The organism is Streptomyces sp. NPDC045695 (genome assembly GCF_056432025.1).
Genome location: NZ_JBWKJU010000002.1, coordinates 1 through 15073, shown reverse-complemented (window position 1 = coordinate 15073; position 15073 = coordinate 1). Strand labels below are relative to the sequence as shown.

At 70.1% G+C, this 15073-nt stretch carries 13 protein-coding genes and 1 riboswitch; of the genes, 6 read left to right on the top strand and 7 right to left on the bottom strand.

Annotation, left to right across the window (positions count from 1 at the left end; genetic code table 11):
* The first annotated feature begins 80 nt into the window (after window positions 1-80).
* Entirely contained in the window at window positions 81-299 is a 219-nt protein-coding gene (locus tag AC07DU_RS03185; RefSeq protein WP_479027075.1) for a hypothetical protein, read from the top strand.
* Window positions 300-374: 75 nt separating this feature from the next.
* Here the strand turns inward: AC07DU_RS03185 and AC07DU_RS03180 are convergent, their stop codons facing one another.
* The 6 genes from AC07DU_RS03180 to AC07DU_RS03155 form a co-directional block, all read right to left on the bottom strand.
* Window positions 375-1391 (bottom strand): ribonucleotide-diphosphate reductase subunit beta, encoded by a 1017-nt coding sequence (locus AC07DU_RS03180; RefSeq protein WP_360888139.1) that lies wholly within the window; start codon window positions 1389-1391, stop codon window positions 375-377.
* The gene (locus AC07DU_RS03175) at window positions 1391-3778 is read right to left on the bottom strand and encodes a ribonucleoside-diphosphate reductase subunit alpha (RefSeq protein ID WP_360888142.1); all 2388 of its coding nucleotides are present in this window, start codon (window positions 3776-3778) and stop codon (window positions 1391-1393) included. Before AC07DU_RS03175 ends, AC07DU_RS03180 begins: the two co-directional genes overlap by 1 nt.
* A gap of 155 nt (window positions 3779-3933) precedes the next feature.
* Window positions 3934-4010, bottom strand: a riboswitch (adenosylcobalamin-variant (AdoCbl-variant) riboswitch).
* Window positions 4011-4073: 63 nt separating this feature from the next.
* Window positions 4074-4586 carry a GNAT family N-acetyltransferase gene (locus AC07DU_RS03170; protein ID WP_453373336.1) on the bottom strand — a complete coding sequence of 171 codons (513 nt, stop codon included), beginning with the start codon at window positions 4584-4586 and terminating at the stop codon, window positions 4074-4076.
* 85 nt (window positions 4587-4671) lie between these two features.
* Window positions 4672-4869: a YbdD/YjiX family protein gene (locus AC07DU_RS03165; RefSeq protein ID WP_360888148.1), complete on the bottom strand. Its 198-nt coding sequence runs from the start codon at window positions 4867-4869 to the stop codon at window positions 4672-4674.
* The gene (locus AC07DU_RS03160) at window positions 4866-7085 is read right to left on the bottom strand and encodes a carbon starvation CstA family protein (protein WP_479109879.1); all 2220 of its coding nucleotides are present in this window, start codon (window positions 7083-7085) and stop codon (window positions 4866-4868) included. The genes AC07DU_RS03165 and AC07DU_RS03160 overlap by 4 nt, the downstream gene beginning before the upstream one ends.
* Window positions 7086-7215: 130 nt before the next feature.
* Entirely contained in the window at window positions 7216-7980 is a 765-nt protein-coding gene (locus AC07DU_RS03155; RefSeq protein ID WP_453373359.1) for a GntR family transcriptional regulator, read from the bottom strand.
* A gap of 290 nt (window positions 7981-8270) precedes the next feature.
* Here AC07DU_RS03155 and AC07DU_RS03150 point away from each other — a divergent pair, with 290 nt between their 5' ends.
* From AC07DU_RS03150 to AC07DU_RS03135, 4 genes are all read left to right on the top strand, one after another.
* Window positions 8271-9551 carry an extracellular solute-binding protein gene (locus tag AC07DU_RS03150; RefSeq protein ID WP_361946713.1) on the top strand — a complete coding sequence of 427 codons (1281 nt, stop codon included), beginning with the start codon at window positions 8271-8273 and terminating at the stop codon, window positions 9549-9551.
* Between the two features lie 90 nt (window positions 9552-9641).
* On the top strand, window positions 9642-10637 hold the full coding sequence (locus AC07DU_RS03145) for a carbohydrate ABC transporter permease (protein WP_360888154.1): 996 nt from the start codon (window positions 9642-9644) through the stop codon (window positions 10635-10637).
* Window positions 10634-11518: a carbohydrate ABC transporter permease gene (locus AC07DU_RS03140; RefSeq protein ID WP_479027086.1), complete on the top strand. Its 885-nt coding sequence runs from the start codon at window positions 10634-10636 to the stop codon at window positions 11516-11518. Before AC07DU_RS03145 ends, AC07DU_RS03140 begins: the two co-directional genes overlap by 4 nt.
* A gap of 7 nt (window positions 11519-11525) precedes the next feature.
* Entirely contained in the window at window positions 11526-13025 is a 1500-nt protein-coding gene (locus AC07DU_RS03135; protein ID WP_479109381.1) for a glycoside hydrolase family 3 protein, read from the top strand.
* 78 nt (window positions 13026-13103) lie between these two features.
* Here the strand turns inward: AC07DU_RS03135 and nagB are convergent, their stop codons facing one another.
* A complete protein-coding gene (gene nagB, locus AC07DU_RS03130) occupies window positions 13104-13889 on the bottom strand; it encodes a glucosamine-6-phosphate deaminase (protein ID WP_479027091.1) in 786 nt (261 codons plus the stop codon).
* 226 nt (window positions 13890-14115) lie between these two features.
* Between nagB and AC07DU_RS03125 the strand changes: the two genes are divergently transcribed.
* Window positions 14116-14982: a leishmanolysin-related zinc metalloendopeptidase gene (locus AC07DU_RS03125; protein ID WP_479109379.1), complete on the top strand. Its 867-nt coding sequence runs from the start codon at window positions 14116-14118 to the stop codon at window positions 14980-14982.
* Window positions 14983-15073 lie beyond the last annotated feature (91 nt).

Sequence of the window (15073 nt, the reverse complement as noted above, 5' to 3'; positions counted from 1 at the left end):
ACCCCAGTGTGGCAGTAATTCGCTCCTTCATGACAGTCCTGCCACTGTTTGATGTTGGTCGCCCCGGCGAGAGTGGAGCCATGAACAGCTTCCTGAACTACCTCGCCGTCCTCGCCGTCGCCGCCCTCCTGCTCGGCCCGGCGCTCTACGGCATCGTCCGCGACCGCCGGATCGACCGGCAGATACGCGCCGTCCAGCAGCGCGAGCAGCTCATCCGCCACGGGCAGCCGCGTCCGCGGCCCCGCCCGCGCACGGCCGGCGCGGCCCGCATCGTCCTGCGGCACGCCCCCGGCAAGTGAACGCCGAAGGCCCGGCGGGTGAGGTGCTCACCCGCCGGGCCCGAGATCGGCGCACGCCGCGCGCCGTCGCGCGGTCTAGAAGTCCTCGTCCAGGTCGACCGTGCCCTCGACCGCGACCTGGTAGGCCGACGGCCGGCGCTCGAAGAAGTTCGTCAGCTCCTGGACGCCCTGCAGCTCCATGAAGGAGAACGGGTTCTGCGAGCCGTACACCGGCGGGAATCCGAGACGGACCAGGCGCTGGTCCGCGACGCACTCCAGGTACTCGCGCATCGACTCGGTGTTCATGCCCGGCAGGCCGTCACCGCACAGGTCGCGGCCGAACTGCAGCTCCGCCTCCACGGCCTCCTTCAGCATGTCGGTGACCTGCTGCTGGAGCGCGTCGTCGAAGAGCTCCGGCTCCTCCTTGCGGACCGTGTCCACGACCTCGAACGCGAAGTTCATGTGCATGGTCTCGTCGCGGAACACCCAGTTGGTGCCCGTCGCCAGGCCGTGCAGCAGGCCGCGCGAGCGGAACCAGTAGACGTACGCGAAGGCGCCGTAGAAGAACAGGCCCTCGATGCACGCCGCGAAGCAGATCAGGTTCAGCAGGAAGCGGCGGCGGTCGGCCTGCGTCTCCAGCCGGTCGATCTTCTCGACGGAGTCCATCCAGCGGAAGCAGAACTGCGCCTTCTCGCGGATGGAGGGGATCTCCTCGACCGCGTCGAAGGCGGCCGCGCGGTCGTCCGGGTCGGGCAGGTAGGTGTCGAGCAGCGTCAGGTAGAACTGGACGTGCACGGCCTCCTCGAACAGCTGGCGCGACAGGTACAGGCGCGCCTCCGGGGAGTTGATGTGCTTGTAGAGCGTCAGCACCAGGTTGTTCGAGACGATCGAGTCGCCCGTCGCGAAGAACGCGACCAGACGGCCGATCATGTGCTGCTCGGCGGGCGTCAGCTTCGCGAGGTCGGCGACGTCCGAGTGGAGGTCGACCTCCTCGACGGTCCAGGTGTTCTTGATCGCGTCCCGGTAGCGCTCGTAGAAGTCCGGGTAGCGCATGGGGCGAAGGGTCAGCTCGAAGCCCGGGTCGAGGAGGTTCTTCTGTTCGCTGGTGGTCATTACTGGCAGGCCTCGCAGGACTCGGGGTTCTCAAGGGAGCAGGCCAGCGCGTCGGCGTCGACGGCCTGCGGGAGCTGGGCGGCGGCCGCCGGGACGGCGGAGCCGGACGCGGCGCGGGCGATCTTCGTCGCGGGCCGCGAGCGCAGGTAGTAGGTGGTCTTCAGGCCCTGCTTCCAGGCGTACGCGTACATCGAGCTGAGCTTGCCGATGGTGGGCGTCTCCAGGAACAGGTTCAGCGACTGCGACTGGTCGAGGAACGGCGTACGGGCCGCCGCCATGTCGATCAGACCGCGCTGCGGGATCTCCCACGCCGTGCGGTACAGCTCGCGCACCTCGGCCGGGATCCAGCCGAAGCCCTGGACCGAGCCGCTGGAGTCGCGCAGCGCCTCGCGGGTCTGGGCGTCCCACACGCCGAGCTGCTTCAGCTCGTCCACCAGGTAGGCGTTGACCTGGAGGAACTCACCGCTGAGCGTCTCGCGCTTGAAGAGGTTGGAGACCTGCGGCTCGATGCACTCGTAGACGCCCGCGATGGAGGCGATGGTCGCCGTCGGGGCGATGGCGAGGAGCAGGGAGTTGCGCATGCCGCTCTCGGCGACCCGGGCGCGCAGCGCGTCCCAGCGCTCCGGCCAGTTCAGCTCCACGTCGTAGTGGTCCGGGTGCAGGACGCCGCGCGCGGTGCGGGTCTGCTCCCAGGCCGGCAGCGGGCCGCTGCGCTCGGCGAGGTCGCAGGAGGCCTCGTAGGCGGCGAGCATGATGCGCTCGGAGAGCTTGGTGGACAGGGCCTTCGCCTCGGGGGAGTCGAAGGGCAGCTTCAGCTTGAAGAAGACGTCCTGGAGGCCCATGGCGCCCAGGCCGACCGGGCGCCAGCGGGCGTTGGAGCGGCCCGCCTGCTCGGTCGGGTAGAAGTTGATGTCCACGACGCGGTCGAGGAAGGTGACGGCCGTGCGGACGGTCTCGTCGATCCGCTCCCAGTCGATCTCGCCGTCGACGACGAACGCGCCCAGGTTGACCGAGCCGAGGTTGCAGACGGCCGTCTCGCCGTCGTTGGTGACCTCGATGATCTCGGTGCACAGGTTCGAGGAGTGCACGACCGTGCCCGGCTCGGCGGTCTGGTTCGCCGTGCGGTTGGAGGCGTCCTTGAAGGTCATCCAGCCCTGGCCGGTCTGCGCGAGGGTGCGCATCATCCGGCCGTACAGGTCGCGGGCGGGCATGGTCTTGCGGGCGAGGCCGTCGGCCTCGGCCTTGCGGTAGGCGGCGTCGAACTCGTCGCCCCACAGGTCGACCAGCTCGGGCACGTCGGCCGGGGAGAACAGCGACCAGTCGGCGTCCGCGTTCACGCGGCGCATGAACTCGTCCGGGACCCAGTGGGCGAGGTTCAGGTTGTGCGTACGGCGCTGGTCCTCACCGGTGTTGTCGCGCAGCTCCAGGAACTCCTCGATGTCCGCGTGCCAGGTCTCCAGGTAGACGGCGGCGGCGCCCTTGCGGCGGCCGCCCTGGTTCACGGCGGCGACGGAGGCGTCGAGGGTCTTCAGGAACGGCACGATGCCGTTGGAGTGGCCGTTGGTACCGCGGATCAGCGAACCGCGGGCGCGGATGCGGGAGTACGACAGGCCGATGCCGCCCGCGTGCTTCGACAGGCGCGCGACCTGGTGGTAGCGGTCGTAGATCGAGTCCAGCTCGTCCAGCGGGGAGTCCAGCAGGTAGCAGGAGGACATCTGCGGGTGCCGGGTGCCGGAGTTGAAGAGCGTGGGGGAGGAGGGCAGGTAGTCGAGGCGGCTCATCAGCCGGTACAGCGAGGCCACTTCCTCGACGGCCTGGACGCTCTCGTCGGCGGCCAGGCCACACGCCACGCGCAGCATGAAGTACTGCGGGGTCTCGATGACCTGGCGGGTGATGGGGTGGCGCAGCAGGTAGCGGCTGTGCAGGGTGCGCAGGCCGAAGAAGCCGAAGCGGTCGTCGGCGCCCTCGGCGAGGGTGTGTTCGACCAGCGCGTCCAGGCGGGCGGCGTGGGTCGTCACGAACTGCGCGGTCCGGTCGGCGATGAGGCCCTCGCGGTGGCCGACCGCGACGGAGGCGGAGAAGGAGGTGGAGCCCTGGCCGGCGGCCTCGTCGCGGACGGCCAGCGTCAGCAGGCGGGCGGCGAGCCTGGAGTACGCCGGGTCCTCGGAGATCAGGCCGGCGGCGGCCTCGGTGGCCAGGCCGCGCAGCTCGGCGTCGTCGGCGGCGGCGCTGCGGCCGCGCAGGGCGGCGGCGGCGACCCGGCCGGGATCGGTGTCCGGGAGGTCCGCCGTCAGTTCGGTGAGGGTACGCAGCAGCGTGGCCCCCGGGCCCTCGGTGTTGTCGCCAGAAGTGGACTCGGCGCGCGGTGCTGAAGGCGCGATGGTCACGGCGGGAGCTCTCCCTCGCTCGGCCCGGTCATCGGCGGAGCGGGGCGCGGGCGGGCGCATGCGGGCGCGCCGGAGCGCGACCTACCGCATGGCGTCCACCGGCCCAACCGCGAAGCCCGGACGTGTCGGCACCCGGTTCGGTCGAGCCGGGCGCGCTGTCGGCAGGTCCTCGGACTTTTCATACCGTTGCGGGACAGTTCCGGATTCGCACCGGATTCCCCTGCGGCGACAGCAGCCCTGAGCATACATGTGGGGGGCTGCGGATGCGCGACCCCCCACATGTTGTGTCGGACTGCTACTGCCCCGGTACGCGCAGCTCCAACGCGTAGGCCAGCAAAGGCACGGTGGGGACGGGTGACCAGTCCCGCTCGGGGATCCGGACGAACCCCAGCCGCTCGTAGATCCGGTGCGCGGCCGGGCTCTGGGCCTGGGTGGAGAGCACCAGACGGGTCACACCGTCGATCGCCCGGGCCCGCTCGACACAGGCCCGCACCAGGGCCTCGCCCGCCCCGCGGCCCCGCCCGGCGCGGGCAACGGTCAGCATCCGGAACTCGGCCTCGCCGGGCCCGGCGATGTCGGCCATGCGGCTGCCGGGCGGCGCGAAGGTCACCCCGCCCAGCAGGACACCGCCCAGGGTGGCGACCAGCACCTCGGCGTCGGCTGCCCGGCCGGCGACATCCCGCAGCGCCCGTTCGTACGAGTCGTCCGTGTTGTCGTCCAAGAGTCCGTCGTCGAGGTACGCCTGCGCGGTGATGGCGCCCAGTTCCGCGTAGTCGTCCGGGGTGGCTGTCCTGATCACGAGGTCCATGCCGTCGAGTGTGCGGCAGCCGACGCGAAGGGCCGCCGCGTTTCTCCCGGGGGAGACGCGGCGGCCCCTGTGGCAGCGGGGTGGCTCAGCAGCAGCCGAAGCCCTCGCGGGGGTCGGCCTCGCGCGCGTCCGTGCGGGCGCGCTCGAACTCGCGGCGGGTCATGACCCGCGCCTGCGGGTCGTGGGAGCGGGCGTGGGCCGCGTAGCGGTCGTAGGCCGCCTCCCCGGAGAACTCCCGTACGTAGAACCGGGCCCTCGCCAGCACGTCCCGTACGGCGCTCACGCCACCGGCTCCTTGACCCGTCCGCCGCCCGAGTCGAGGCCCGCCGCGGCGAGCTCCGCCTTCTCCTCGGCGGTCGCGATCAGCCCGGCCGGGGCGATGATCTTCGACTCGGTCCACGGCACCTCGGCGAGCGTGACCGACTCCGGCGAGCGGACGGCCTTCAGGCAGGTCCGGGCGGCGTCCAGCAGCACGATGACGATCAGCAGGGCGAACACCACGGACAGCACCCCGTCCACCGTGGCGTTGGTGACCACGGTGTGCATCTCGCCCATGTCCTTCGCGGGCTTGAGGACCTTCCCGGCGTCGATGCCGTCCTGGTAGGTGCTGCGCTGGGCGAAGAAGCCGATCTTCGGGTTGTCGGAGAAGATCTTCTGGTAGCTGGCGGTGAGGGTCACGGCCACGTCCCACACCAGCGGAACGGCCGTCACCCACGCCCACTTCAGCCGGCCCGACTTCACCAGCAGGGTGGTGCAGACGGCCAGAGCCACGGCGGCCAGCAGCTGGTTCGCGATCCCGAAGAGCGGGAACAGCTGGTTGATCCCGCCCAGCGGGTCCTTGACGCCCACCCAGAGGAAGTAGCCCCAGGCGCCCACGACGACCGCGCTGGCCAGCCACACGCCCGGCTTCCAGCTGACGTCCTTGAACGGCTTGTGCAGGTTGCCGAGGGTGTCCTGGAGCATGAACCGGCCGACGCGGGTGCCCGCGTCGAGCGTGGTGAGGATGAACAACGCCTCGAACATGATGGCGAAGTGGTACCAGAAGGCCTTCATGCCGGCCCCGCCGAACACCGACGAGAAGATCTCCGACATTCCGAGTGCGAAGGTCGGCGCGCCACCCGTACGGGACAGCAGGCTGGCCTCCTCCACGTCCTTCGCGGCCTGCGTCAGCGCCTCGGGGGAGATGGCGAAGCCGAAGTTCGTCACCGCCTGCGAGGCCGACTCCACGGTGGCGCCGACGACGCCGCCGGGGGAGTTGACCGCGAAGAAGAGGCCCGGCTCGATGATGCAGGCCGCGATGATCGCCATGACGGCGACGAAGGACTCGGTGAGCATCGCGCCGTAGCCGATGACCCTGACCTGGGTCTCCTTCTGGATCATCTTCGGGGTGGTGCCGGAGGCGACCAGGGAGTGGAAACCGGACAGGGCCCCGCAGGCGATGGTGATGAAGACGAACGGGAACATCGACCCGGCGAAGACCGGGCCGTCGCCCCGCGAGGCGAAGTCCGTGATGGCGGGCATCTTCAGCGTCGGCATCGCGATGACCACGCCCAGGGCGAGCAGGGCGATGGTGCCGATCTTCATGAAGGTGGAGAGGTAGTCGCGGGGCGCGAGCAGCATCCACACCGGCAGCACCGAGGCGACGAAGCCGTACGCGACCATCCAGAGGACCAGCGTCTCCTTCTCCAGCGTGAAGGTGTCGGCGAAGGAGGACTCCGCGACCCAGCCGCCCGCGACGATGGCGATCAGCAGCAGGACGACGCCGATGGTGGAGACCTCGGTGACCCGGCCCGGCCGCACCACGCGCAGGTAGAAGCCCATGAACAGGGCGATCGGGATGGTCATCCCGATGGAGAAGACGCCCCAGGGGGAGTGCGCCAGGGCGTTGACGATGACCAGCGCCAGCACCGCCAGCAGGATGATCATGATGGCGAACACGGCGATCAGGGCGGCGGCCCCGCCGACGGGGCCGATCTCGTCCCGGGCCATCTGGCCGAGCGAGCGGCCGTTGCGCCGGGTGGAGAAGAACAGCGTGACCATGTCCTGCACGGCGCCCGCGAAGATCACGCCCGCGACGATCCAGATGGTGCCCGGCAGGTAGCCCATCTGCGAGGCGAGCACGGGGCCCACGAGCGGCCCGGCGCCGGCCACGGCCGCGAAGTGGTGGCCGAAGAGCACCCGCCGGTCGGTCGGGTGGAAGTCGACACCGTTGTCGAGGCGTTCGGCGGGGGTGGCCCGCGTCTTGTCCACCTTCAGTACGCGGTGGGCGATGAAGCGCGCGTAGAAGCGGTAGGCGATCGCGTACGAGCCCAGGGCGGCGGCGAGCAGCCAGGCGGCGGAGACCTCCTCGCCGCGCGAGAGCGCCAGTACGCCCCAGCCCATGGCGCCGATGAGTCCGACGAGCACCCACGCGGCGACGGACTTCGGGGAGGGCGAGCCCGTCGTGGTGCCCGGACTCGCCGCGTCCCGTTCTGTCCCTGTTGCTTCCGGTTCGGCCATGACCCTCGTCCCCTCGTCGATCATCTGCGTAAGCGCAGGGAATCTACGGGGGATTGGCCGGTGAACGTAAGGCCCCGTCCGCATTGCGGTCTGTGAAGATTCCGGGCGGGACCGTGTGCGGGGGCCGGGGTCAGACGGCGGGGCGCTTGAGCCGGGCGACGAACTTGTACCGGTCCCCGCGGTACACCGACCGCACCCATTCCACCGGTTCGCCCTCCGCGTCCAGCGAGTGCCGGGAGAGCATCAGCATCGGCAGCCCGACGTCGGTGCCGAGCAGACCGGCCTCGCGCGGGGTGGCGAGCGAGGTCTCGATCGTCTCCTCGGCCTCGGCGAGGTGGACGTCGTAGACCTCGGCCAGCGCGGTGTAGAGGGAGGTGTACTTGGCGAGCGAACGGCGCAGCGCCGGGAAGCGCTTGGCCGAGAGGTGGGTGGTCTCGATGGCCATCGGCTCGCCGCTGGCCAGCCGCAGGCGCTCGATGCGCAGCACCCGTCCACCGGTGGTGATCTTGAGCAGGCCGGCGAGGGTGTCGTCGGCCGTCACGTAGCCGATGTCGAGGAGCTGGGAGGTCGGCTCCAGGCCCTGGGCCCGCATGTCCTCCGTGTAGGAGGTGAGTTGGAGCGCCTGGGAGACCTTGGGCTTGGCGACGAAGGTGCCTTTGCCCTGGATCCGCTCCAGCCGTCCCTCGACGACCAGTTCCTGGAGGGCCTGGCGGACGGTGGTCCGGGAGGTGTCGAATTCGGCCGCGAGCGTGCGCTCCGGCGGCACCGGGGTGCCGGGCGGCAGTGTCTCGGTCATGTCGAGCAAGTGCCGCTTGAGTCGGTAGTACTTGGGTACACGCGCCGTACGGGTGGCCGCCCCGCTCTCCGGCTCCGTGATCGCCCCTTCGGTGGCCATCGCCGCCCGCCTTCCCGACTCCAGTTTCGCTGCCGTCACCGGCTCCTCCGATATGTGCGGTCACATCGTGACACGTGTGGGGGGACAGGCCTTCTCTCTCCCCAGGTGTCGGTCCGATAACGGACCGAGCACCCGCTCATTAGACCCTTGACACCCCTAAAGGTCTAGGCCAAGCTCCAGCTACTGGTCTACACCAATATGGATCGGATCCCGGCCCCACGTGCAGTACTTCGCGTATGTCGCCGCGGCGGGCAAGGGAAGTGCAGGCAGGCATCCCTGAGGAGGGTGGCGTGAAGCGCAAGCTCATCGCGGCGGTTGGAGTCGCAGGCATGGTTATCGGCCTCGCGGCATGCGGTGATTCCGACAGCAAGGGGGGCGACAAGGCCTCCGGCGCCAAGGAGCTCACCGTCTGGCTGACGGTCGACGCCCAGAACAACTGGCCGGAGCTGGTGAAGGCGGCCGACGACGCGGTCGTCGCGAAGCACCCGGGCCTCACGATCAAGCACGAGTACTACGGCTGGCCGGACAAGAACGCCAAGCTGGACGCCGTGCTCGCCACGGACAAGGCCCCGGACGTTGTCGAGATGGGCAACTCCGAGATGATCGGCTACATGTCGACCGGCGCGTTCGCCGACGTCGACCCCTCGAAGTTCGAGAACTCCGGCGCCTGGCTGGACGCCCTCAAGCAGTCCGTCACCTACGACGGCAAGACCTACGGCGTCCCCTACTACGCCGGTGGCCGCGTGGGCACCTGGCGCAAGGACATAGCCGCCGAGGTCGGCGTCACCGCCGCCCCGAAGACCTGGGCCGAGTACACCGCAGCCCTGGACAAGATCCAGGCCGCGAAGGGCGACAAGTTCAGCGCGCTCTACCAGCCCTCCCCGGACTGGTACGCCGCGATGTCCTACGTCTACGACGCCGGCGGCGCCATCGCCAAGAAGGACGGCGACAAGTGGAAGGGCGCCCTGTCCTCCCCCGAGTCGCTGAAGGGGCTCAAGCAGTACAAGGAGCTCCTCGACAAGTACATGCACGCGGACAAGACCAAGGACGAGGCCGACCGCCCGGTCGTCTTCGGCCAGGGCAACTCCGCCGCGATCTTCGCCGCCGGCTGGGAGGGCGCCACCGCGGCCGCCCCGGAGAGCGACAAGGTCGGCGGGCTCAAGGACAAGCTGGAGAACTTCGTCCAGCCCGGCCCGAACGGCAAGAACCTGCCGGTCTTCCTCGGCGGTTCGGACCTCGCCATCCCGGCCAAGTCCAAGGCCAAGGACGTCGCGGCCGAGTGGATCAACGTCTTCACCGGCGCCCAGGGCCAGAAGGGCCTGATCGCCAAGGGCAACCTGCCCAACAACAAGACGGACCTCGGCCCGCTGAAGGCCGACCCGAAGACCGAGGTCGCCGCCACCGCGGCCGAGTCCTCCTGGTTCGTCCCGACGGCGTCCGGCTGGGGCCAGATCGAGAAGGCCAAGGTCCTCCAGACGATGCTCCGTGACATCGGCACCGGCAACAAGTCGGTCGAGGACGCGGCCAAGGCCGCCGACGCCGAGATCGACAAGGTCATCAACACCAAGTGACCTGAAGTCGGCAGGGCCCCGCCCCCGCCCGGTCCGGGCCCGGGCGGGGCCCTGCTGCCCGTCAAGAGAGGGACTCCCGAGGAGCGCGCGATGAGTGCCGCACAGACAACCACCGCCGACCTGCCGCCGGCGAAGCAGAAGACTTCTCCCGGAGCGAAGACGGGCGGGGCCGCCTCGCCGGGCCGGCCCGTTCGCAAGGGCCCGGGCGCCACCCCCTGGCTGCTGCTGGCCCCGTGCCTGCTCGTCATCGTCCTCGTCATGGGGTACCCGCTCTTCAGGCTGGTGTCCCTCTCCTTCCAGAAGTTCGGCAAGTCCGAACTCTGGGGCTTCAAGGAGGCCGAGTTCGTCGGCTTCGACAACTTCACGAAGATCCTCGGCGACGGCGTGTTCTGGTCCGTCGTCCTGCGCACCGTGATCTTCGCGGTCGGCGCGGTCGTCCTGACCATGGTCATCGGCATGCTCATCGCGCTGCTGCTGCAGAAGGTCTCCGGCTGGGTCAAGGCACTCATCAGCATCGCCCTCGTCGCGAGCTGGGGCATGCCCATCATCGTGGCCACCGCCGTCTTCAAGTGGCTCTTCGACGCCGACTACGGCGTCCTCAACTATCTGATGAGCAAGCTCCCCGGCGTCGACATGATCGGCCACAACTGGTTCGCCAGCGGCCCCCAGGGCCTCGCGGTGATCACGCTCCTGGTGGTCTGGGGCGCGGTCCCCTTCGTCGTCATCACCCTCAGCGCGGGTCTGACGCAGGTGCCCAAGGAGCTGGAGGAGGCCGCCCGCCTCGACGGCGCCGGCGCGTGGGGCGTGTTCCGGCACGTGACCCTGCCCATCCTCAAACCGATCATCGTCATGCTGACGACCCTCTCGGTGATCTGGGACATGGGCGTCTTCCCGCAGGTCTTCGTGATGCGGGGCGGCAACCCCGAGGCCGAGTTCCAGCTGCTGACCACCTACTCGTACCAGCAGGCCTTCGTGGTCAACGACTACTCGGGCGGCTCCGCCATCGCCCTGGTGACCGTCCTGCTGCTGCTCGGAGTGGTCGCCGTCTACATGCGCCAGATGCTCAAGATCGGAGAGGTGGAATGACCGTCACCACCACGTCGACCAGGTCCACCGCGCCCCCGCGCGCCGCCGCCCGCCTGAAGCAGAGGAAGAAGTCCAGGCTCGGCTGGAACCTCGTCGGGCTGCTGGTCTTCGTCATCGCGGGCTTCCCGGTCTACTGGATGCTCAACACGGCCTTCAAGCCGGCCAAGGACGCGATCGACCCGAACCCGCACTTCTTCCCGTCCACCTTCACACTGGACAACTTCCGGCGCGCGCTGGAGATCTCCGACTTCTGGGGTCCCGTCGGCCGCAGCCTGATCGTCTCGCTCGTCGTGGTCACCATCGGCATCGTCGTGGGCATGCTAGCCGCCCTGGCCATCTCCCGGTTCGCCTTCCGCGGCCGCAAGGTCGTGATCGTCGGCATCCTCGCCGTCCAGATGATCCCGCTGGTCGCGATGATCATCCCGGTCTTCCTGCTGCTGAACGACCTCGGCCAGTACGACAAGCTCACCGGCCTGATCATCACGTACCTGACCTTCATCCTCCCCTTCACGGTGTGGACGCTGCGCGGCTTCATCGTCAACATCCCCAAGGAGCTGGAGGAGGCGGCCATGGTCGACGGCTGCACGCCCACCGGCGCCTTCATGCGGGTGGTCTTCCCGCTGCTGGCCCCCGGCATGGTCGCCACCTCCGTCTACGGCTTCATCCAGGCGTGGAACGAGTACCTCTACGCGCTGATGCTCATGAGCCAGCAGAACCAGACGGCCACCGTGTGGCTCGGCAACTTCACCACCAAGAACGGCACCGAGTTCGCCCCGATGATGGCGGGCTCCACCATGATGGCGCTGCCCATCGTGGTCCTCTTCCTGATCGTCCAGCGCAAGATGGCCGCGGGCCTCACCGCCGGCGCCGTGAAGGGATGACGCCGTCATGACTGTCCTCGCGCACCGGGTCACCGCGTCTGATGCGAACGACGCCGTCACCCGCGACGCCCTCGCGGTCCTCCAGCCCGGCTTCGAGGGCACCACCGCCCCCGCCTGGCTGCTGCGCCAGGTCGCCGAAGGGCTCACCGCCGTCGGCCTGTTCGGCCGCAACATCGCCTCCCCCGAGCAACTCGCCGCGCTGACCGCGCAGCTGCGCGCCGAGCGGGACGACGTCCTGGTCGCCATCGACGAGGAGGGCGGTGACGTCACCCGCCTGGAGGTCGGGGCCGGCTCGTCCTTCCCCGGCAACCTGGCCCTCGGCGCCGTCGACGACACCGGCCTCACCCGCGACGTCGCCCGCGAGCTGGGCCGGCGCCTCGCCGAATGCGGGGTGAACCTCAACTGGGCCCCCTCCGCGGACGTCAACTCCAACCCGGACAACCCGGTGATCGGCGTACGGTCCTTCGGCGCCGACACCCACCTCGCCGCCCGGCACACCGCCGCCTACGTCGAGGGCCTCCAGGCCGCCGGCGTCGCCGCATGCACCAAGCACTTCCCGGGCCACGGCGACACCAACGTCGACTCGCACCACGCCCTGCCGCGCATCGACGTGGACCTCGACACCCTCGCCGCGCGCGAACTCGTCCCGTTCAAAGCCGCCATCGAGGCCGGCACCAAGGCCGTGATGAGCGCGCACATCCTCGTGCCCGCACTCGACCCGACCCGCCCGGCCACGCTCAGCCCGCAGATCCTGACCGGCCTGCTCCGCAAGGAGCTCGGCTACGAGGGGCTCATCGTCACCGACGGCATGGAGATGAACGCCATCGCCGGGACGTACGGGATCGAGCGCGGCTCCGTCCTGGCCATCGCGGCGGGCGCCGACGCCATCTGCGTCGGCGGGGGACTGGCCGACGAGGCCACCGTCCTGCGGCTGCGCGACGCGCTGGTCGCGGCCGTGCGCGAGGGCACGCTCCCCGAGGAGCGCCTCGCCGACGCCGCCGACCGGGTGCGCGCCCTGGCCGCGTGGACACACGCGGCCCGGCCGGACGCGCGGCCGGAGGGGAGCCGCGCGTCCGGCATCGGGCTGACGGCCGCCCGCCGGGCGCTGCGCGTCACCGGCGCGGCGGGGGCGCTCCGCGCGCCGTACGTCGCCACCCTCGCGCCCGTCGCGAACATCGCGGTGGGGGACGAGACCCCGTGGGGCACGGCCGGTGAACTGGCCGCGCTGCTCCCGGGCACGCAGGCGGGCGTCTACCCGCAGGGCGCCACGGCCGCGGACATCCTGGCGGCGGCGGGGTCGCGTACGGTCGTCGCGGTCGTCCGGGACGCGCACCGCCACCCGTGGATGACCGAGGCCCTGGACGCCCTGGTCGCCGCGCGGCCGGACACGGTGGTGGTGGAGATGGGCGTCCCCCGGGCCACGCCGCGCGGAGCCCTCCACATCGCGACGCACGGCGCGTCCCGCGTGTGCGGCCGCGCCGCGGCGGAGGTCATCGCCGGGGCGTAGCACCGCTGCCGGGACTGGACGGGCGAAGGGCCGGGCTCCCCCGAGGGGAGCCCGGCCCTTCGCGGTGTGCCGGTATGCCTAGAGGCCCTGCCAGGCGGGCTTGTTCGCGTACGCGTGGCGGAAGTAGTCCGCCAGCTTGAGCTTCGAGGCGGCCGCCTCGTCCACGACGACGGTGGCGTGCCGGTGCAGCTGCAGCGCGGACGCCGGGACCAGTGCGGACAGCGGGCCCTCCACCGTCTGCGCGACGGCGTCGGCCTTGCCCTCGCCGGTCGCCAGGAGCACCAGGTGGCGGGCGTCGAGGATGGTGCCGATGCCCTGGGTGATGACGTGGTGCGGCACCTGCTCCATGTCGTGGTCGAAGAAGCGCGCGTTGTCCACGCGGGTCTGCTCCGTCAGCGTCTTGATGCGGGTGCGGGAGGCCAGCGAGGAGCAGGGCTCGTTGAAGCCGATGTGACCGTCCGTGCCGATGCCGAGCAGCTGGAGGTCGACACCGCCGGCCGCGGCCAGGGCCCGGTCGTAGGCCTCGCACGCGCCGACGAGGTCCGCGGCCCCGCCGTCGGGGCCCATGAAGGAGGCCTCCGACAGGCCGAGGGGCTCGACGACCTCGCGGAGCACGACGGCGCGGTAGGACTCGGGGTGACCGGCCGGCAGGCCGACGTACTCGTCGAGCTGGCAGATGCGGGCACGGGAGACGTCGACCTGGCCGGCCGTGACCTTGGCGGCCAGGGCCTCGTAGATGGGCAGCGGGGTAGAGCCGGTCGCCACGCCGAGCAGGGCGTCGGGCTTGCGGCGCACCAGGGCGGCCATGGCCTCCGCGATGAGCTCGCCGCCTGCCTTGGCGTCCGGGACGATGACAACTTCCACGCGGGGCCTGCCGATCTGGAGTGGGTGGTGTGGTATAGACCAATCTAGCAGAGCCCCGCCCCCGCGGCAGGGTCTCCTCGCATCCATCGTGGTCCGGATCCGGGCGTCCGGCCTCCCGTGCGGTCCGGAGAACCTTCAACCTTTTGGTTGCTCTGTCTACAACTCTGTTGTCCCGTACGGTGGTTTATGGAGGTAAATCGTGGTATGTGCGATTGGAGTGGTAGTCATGGGTAGGCAAACCACCTACGCCTTCGAGACCTACAGGGCGGTCGCGGATGCCGGTCGCGCCGAGCTGCTCGCAGCCACCACCTCTCCGTTCACCATCGAGGTGCGGTTCGTCGGAGGGCTCACGAGCGGCCAGCGGGACGTCTTCGCCGAGGCCGCCGAACGCTGGGCGAGGGTCATCGTGGGTGACCTGGAGACTGCGATCCTTCGCGACTTCACCGGCGATGTCGTCATCGACGACCTCTTGATCGACGCCGAGGGCGTGGCGATCGACGGTGTCTTCGGCACGCTCGGGGAGGCGGGTCCGACCCGCTTCCGGCGGGAGACGGCCGCCACCGGAGCGCGCCTCCCCGCGACGGGCATCATGCGCTTCGACAAGGCCGACCTGGGGCAGATGGAGGACGACGGCTCGCTGCTCGACGTCATCACGCACGAGATGGGCCATGTGCTGGGAATCGGGACGATCTGGGACACTTTCGGTCTGCTGAAGGGCTTCCCCGGCCTCAGGCCCACCTTTGTCGGTCCCGGCGCCATGAAGGAGTTCGGCGCACTCATCGGGACCGGGCAGTCCACTCCCGTACCGGTCGCCAACGTCGGCGGCGAGGGAAGTGCGGGCGGCCACTGGCGTGAGCGGGTCTTCGGCACCGAGTTGATGTCGCCGACCATCGGGGGCCCCGGCAATCCGATGAGCAGGCTGACCGTGGCGAGCCTCGGGGACCTCGGCTACAAGGTCGACCTCGACGCCGCGGAGCCCTATGAACTCCCCGACCCCTTGGTCATCGCGATGGCCGGCGACGAAGAGCCCGCCGCTCCAAGGGGCATCATGCTGCCGACCGTCCCCAGCAGCATCCCCGCCGACCGGCCCTAGCTTGATCTTTAACCCTTGCGGCGTGGGCGAGGAGTCGTGGACTTCTTCGCTTTCGGTTTCGCGGTGTCTTGTTTGCGGACTGTGTGCACGT

Bases quoted from the DNA above. Each gene is read 5' to 3' on its own strand.
- AC07DU_RS03185 (WP_479027075.1), top strand. From the start codon at position 81: ATGAACAGCTTCCTGAACTACCTCGCCGTCCTCGCCGTCGCCGCCCTC.
- AC07DU_RS03180 (WP_360888139.1), bottom strand. From the start codon at position 1,391: ATGACCACCAGCGAACAGAAGAACCTCCTCGACCCGGGCTTCGAGCTG.
- AC07DU_RS03170 (WP_453373336.1), bottom strand. From the start codon at position 4,586: ATGGACCTCGTGATCAGGACAGCCACCCCGGACGACTACGCGGAACTG.
- AC07DU_RS03160 (WP_479109879.1), bottom strand. From the start codon at position 7,085: ATGGCCGAACCGGAAGCAACAGGGACAGAACGGGACGCGGCGAGTCCG.
- AC07DU_RS03155 (WP_453373359.1), bottom strand. From the start codon at position 7,980: ATGGCCACCGAAGGGGCGATCACGGAGCCGGAGAGCGGGGCGGCCACC.
- AC07DU_RS03145 (WP_360888154.1), top strand. From the start codon at position 9,642: ATGAGTGCCGCACAGACAACCACCGCCGACCTGCCGCCGGCGAAGCAG.
- AC07DU_RS03140 (WP_479027086.1), top strand. From the start codon at position 10,634: ATGACCGTCACCACCACGTCGACCAGGTCCACCGCGCCCCCGCGCGCC.
- AC07DU_RS03135 (WP_479109381.1), top strand. From the start codon at position 11,526: ATGACTGTCCTCGCGCACCGGGTCACCGCGTCTGATGCGAACGACGCC.
- AC07DU_RS03125 (WP_479109379.1), top strand. From the start codon at position 14,116: ATGGGTAGGCAAACCACCTACGCCTTCGAGACCTACAGGGCGGTCGCG.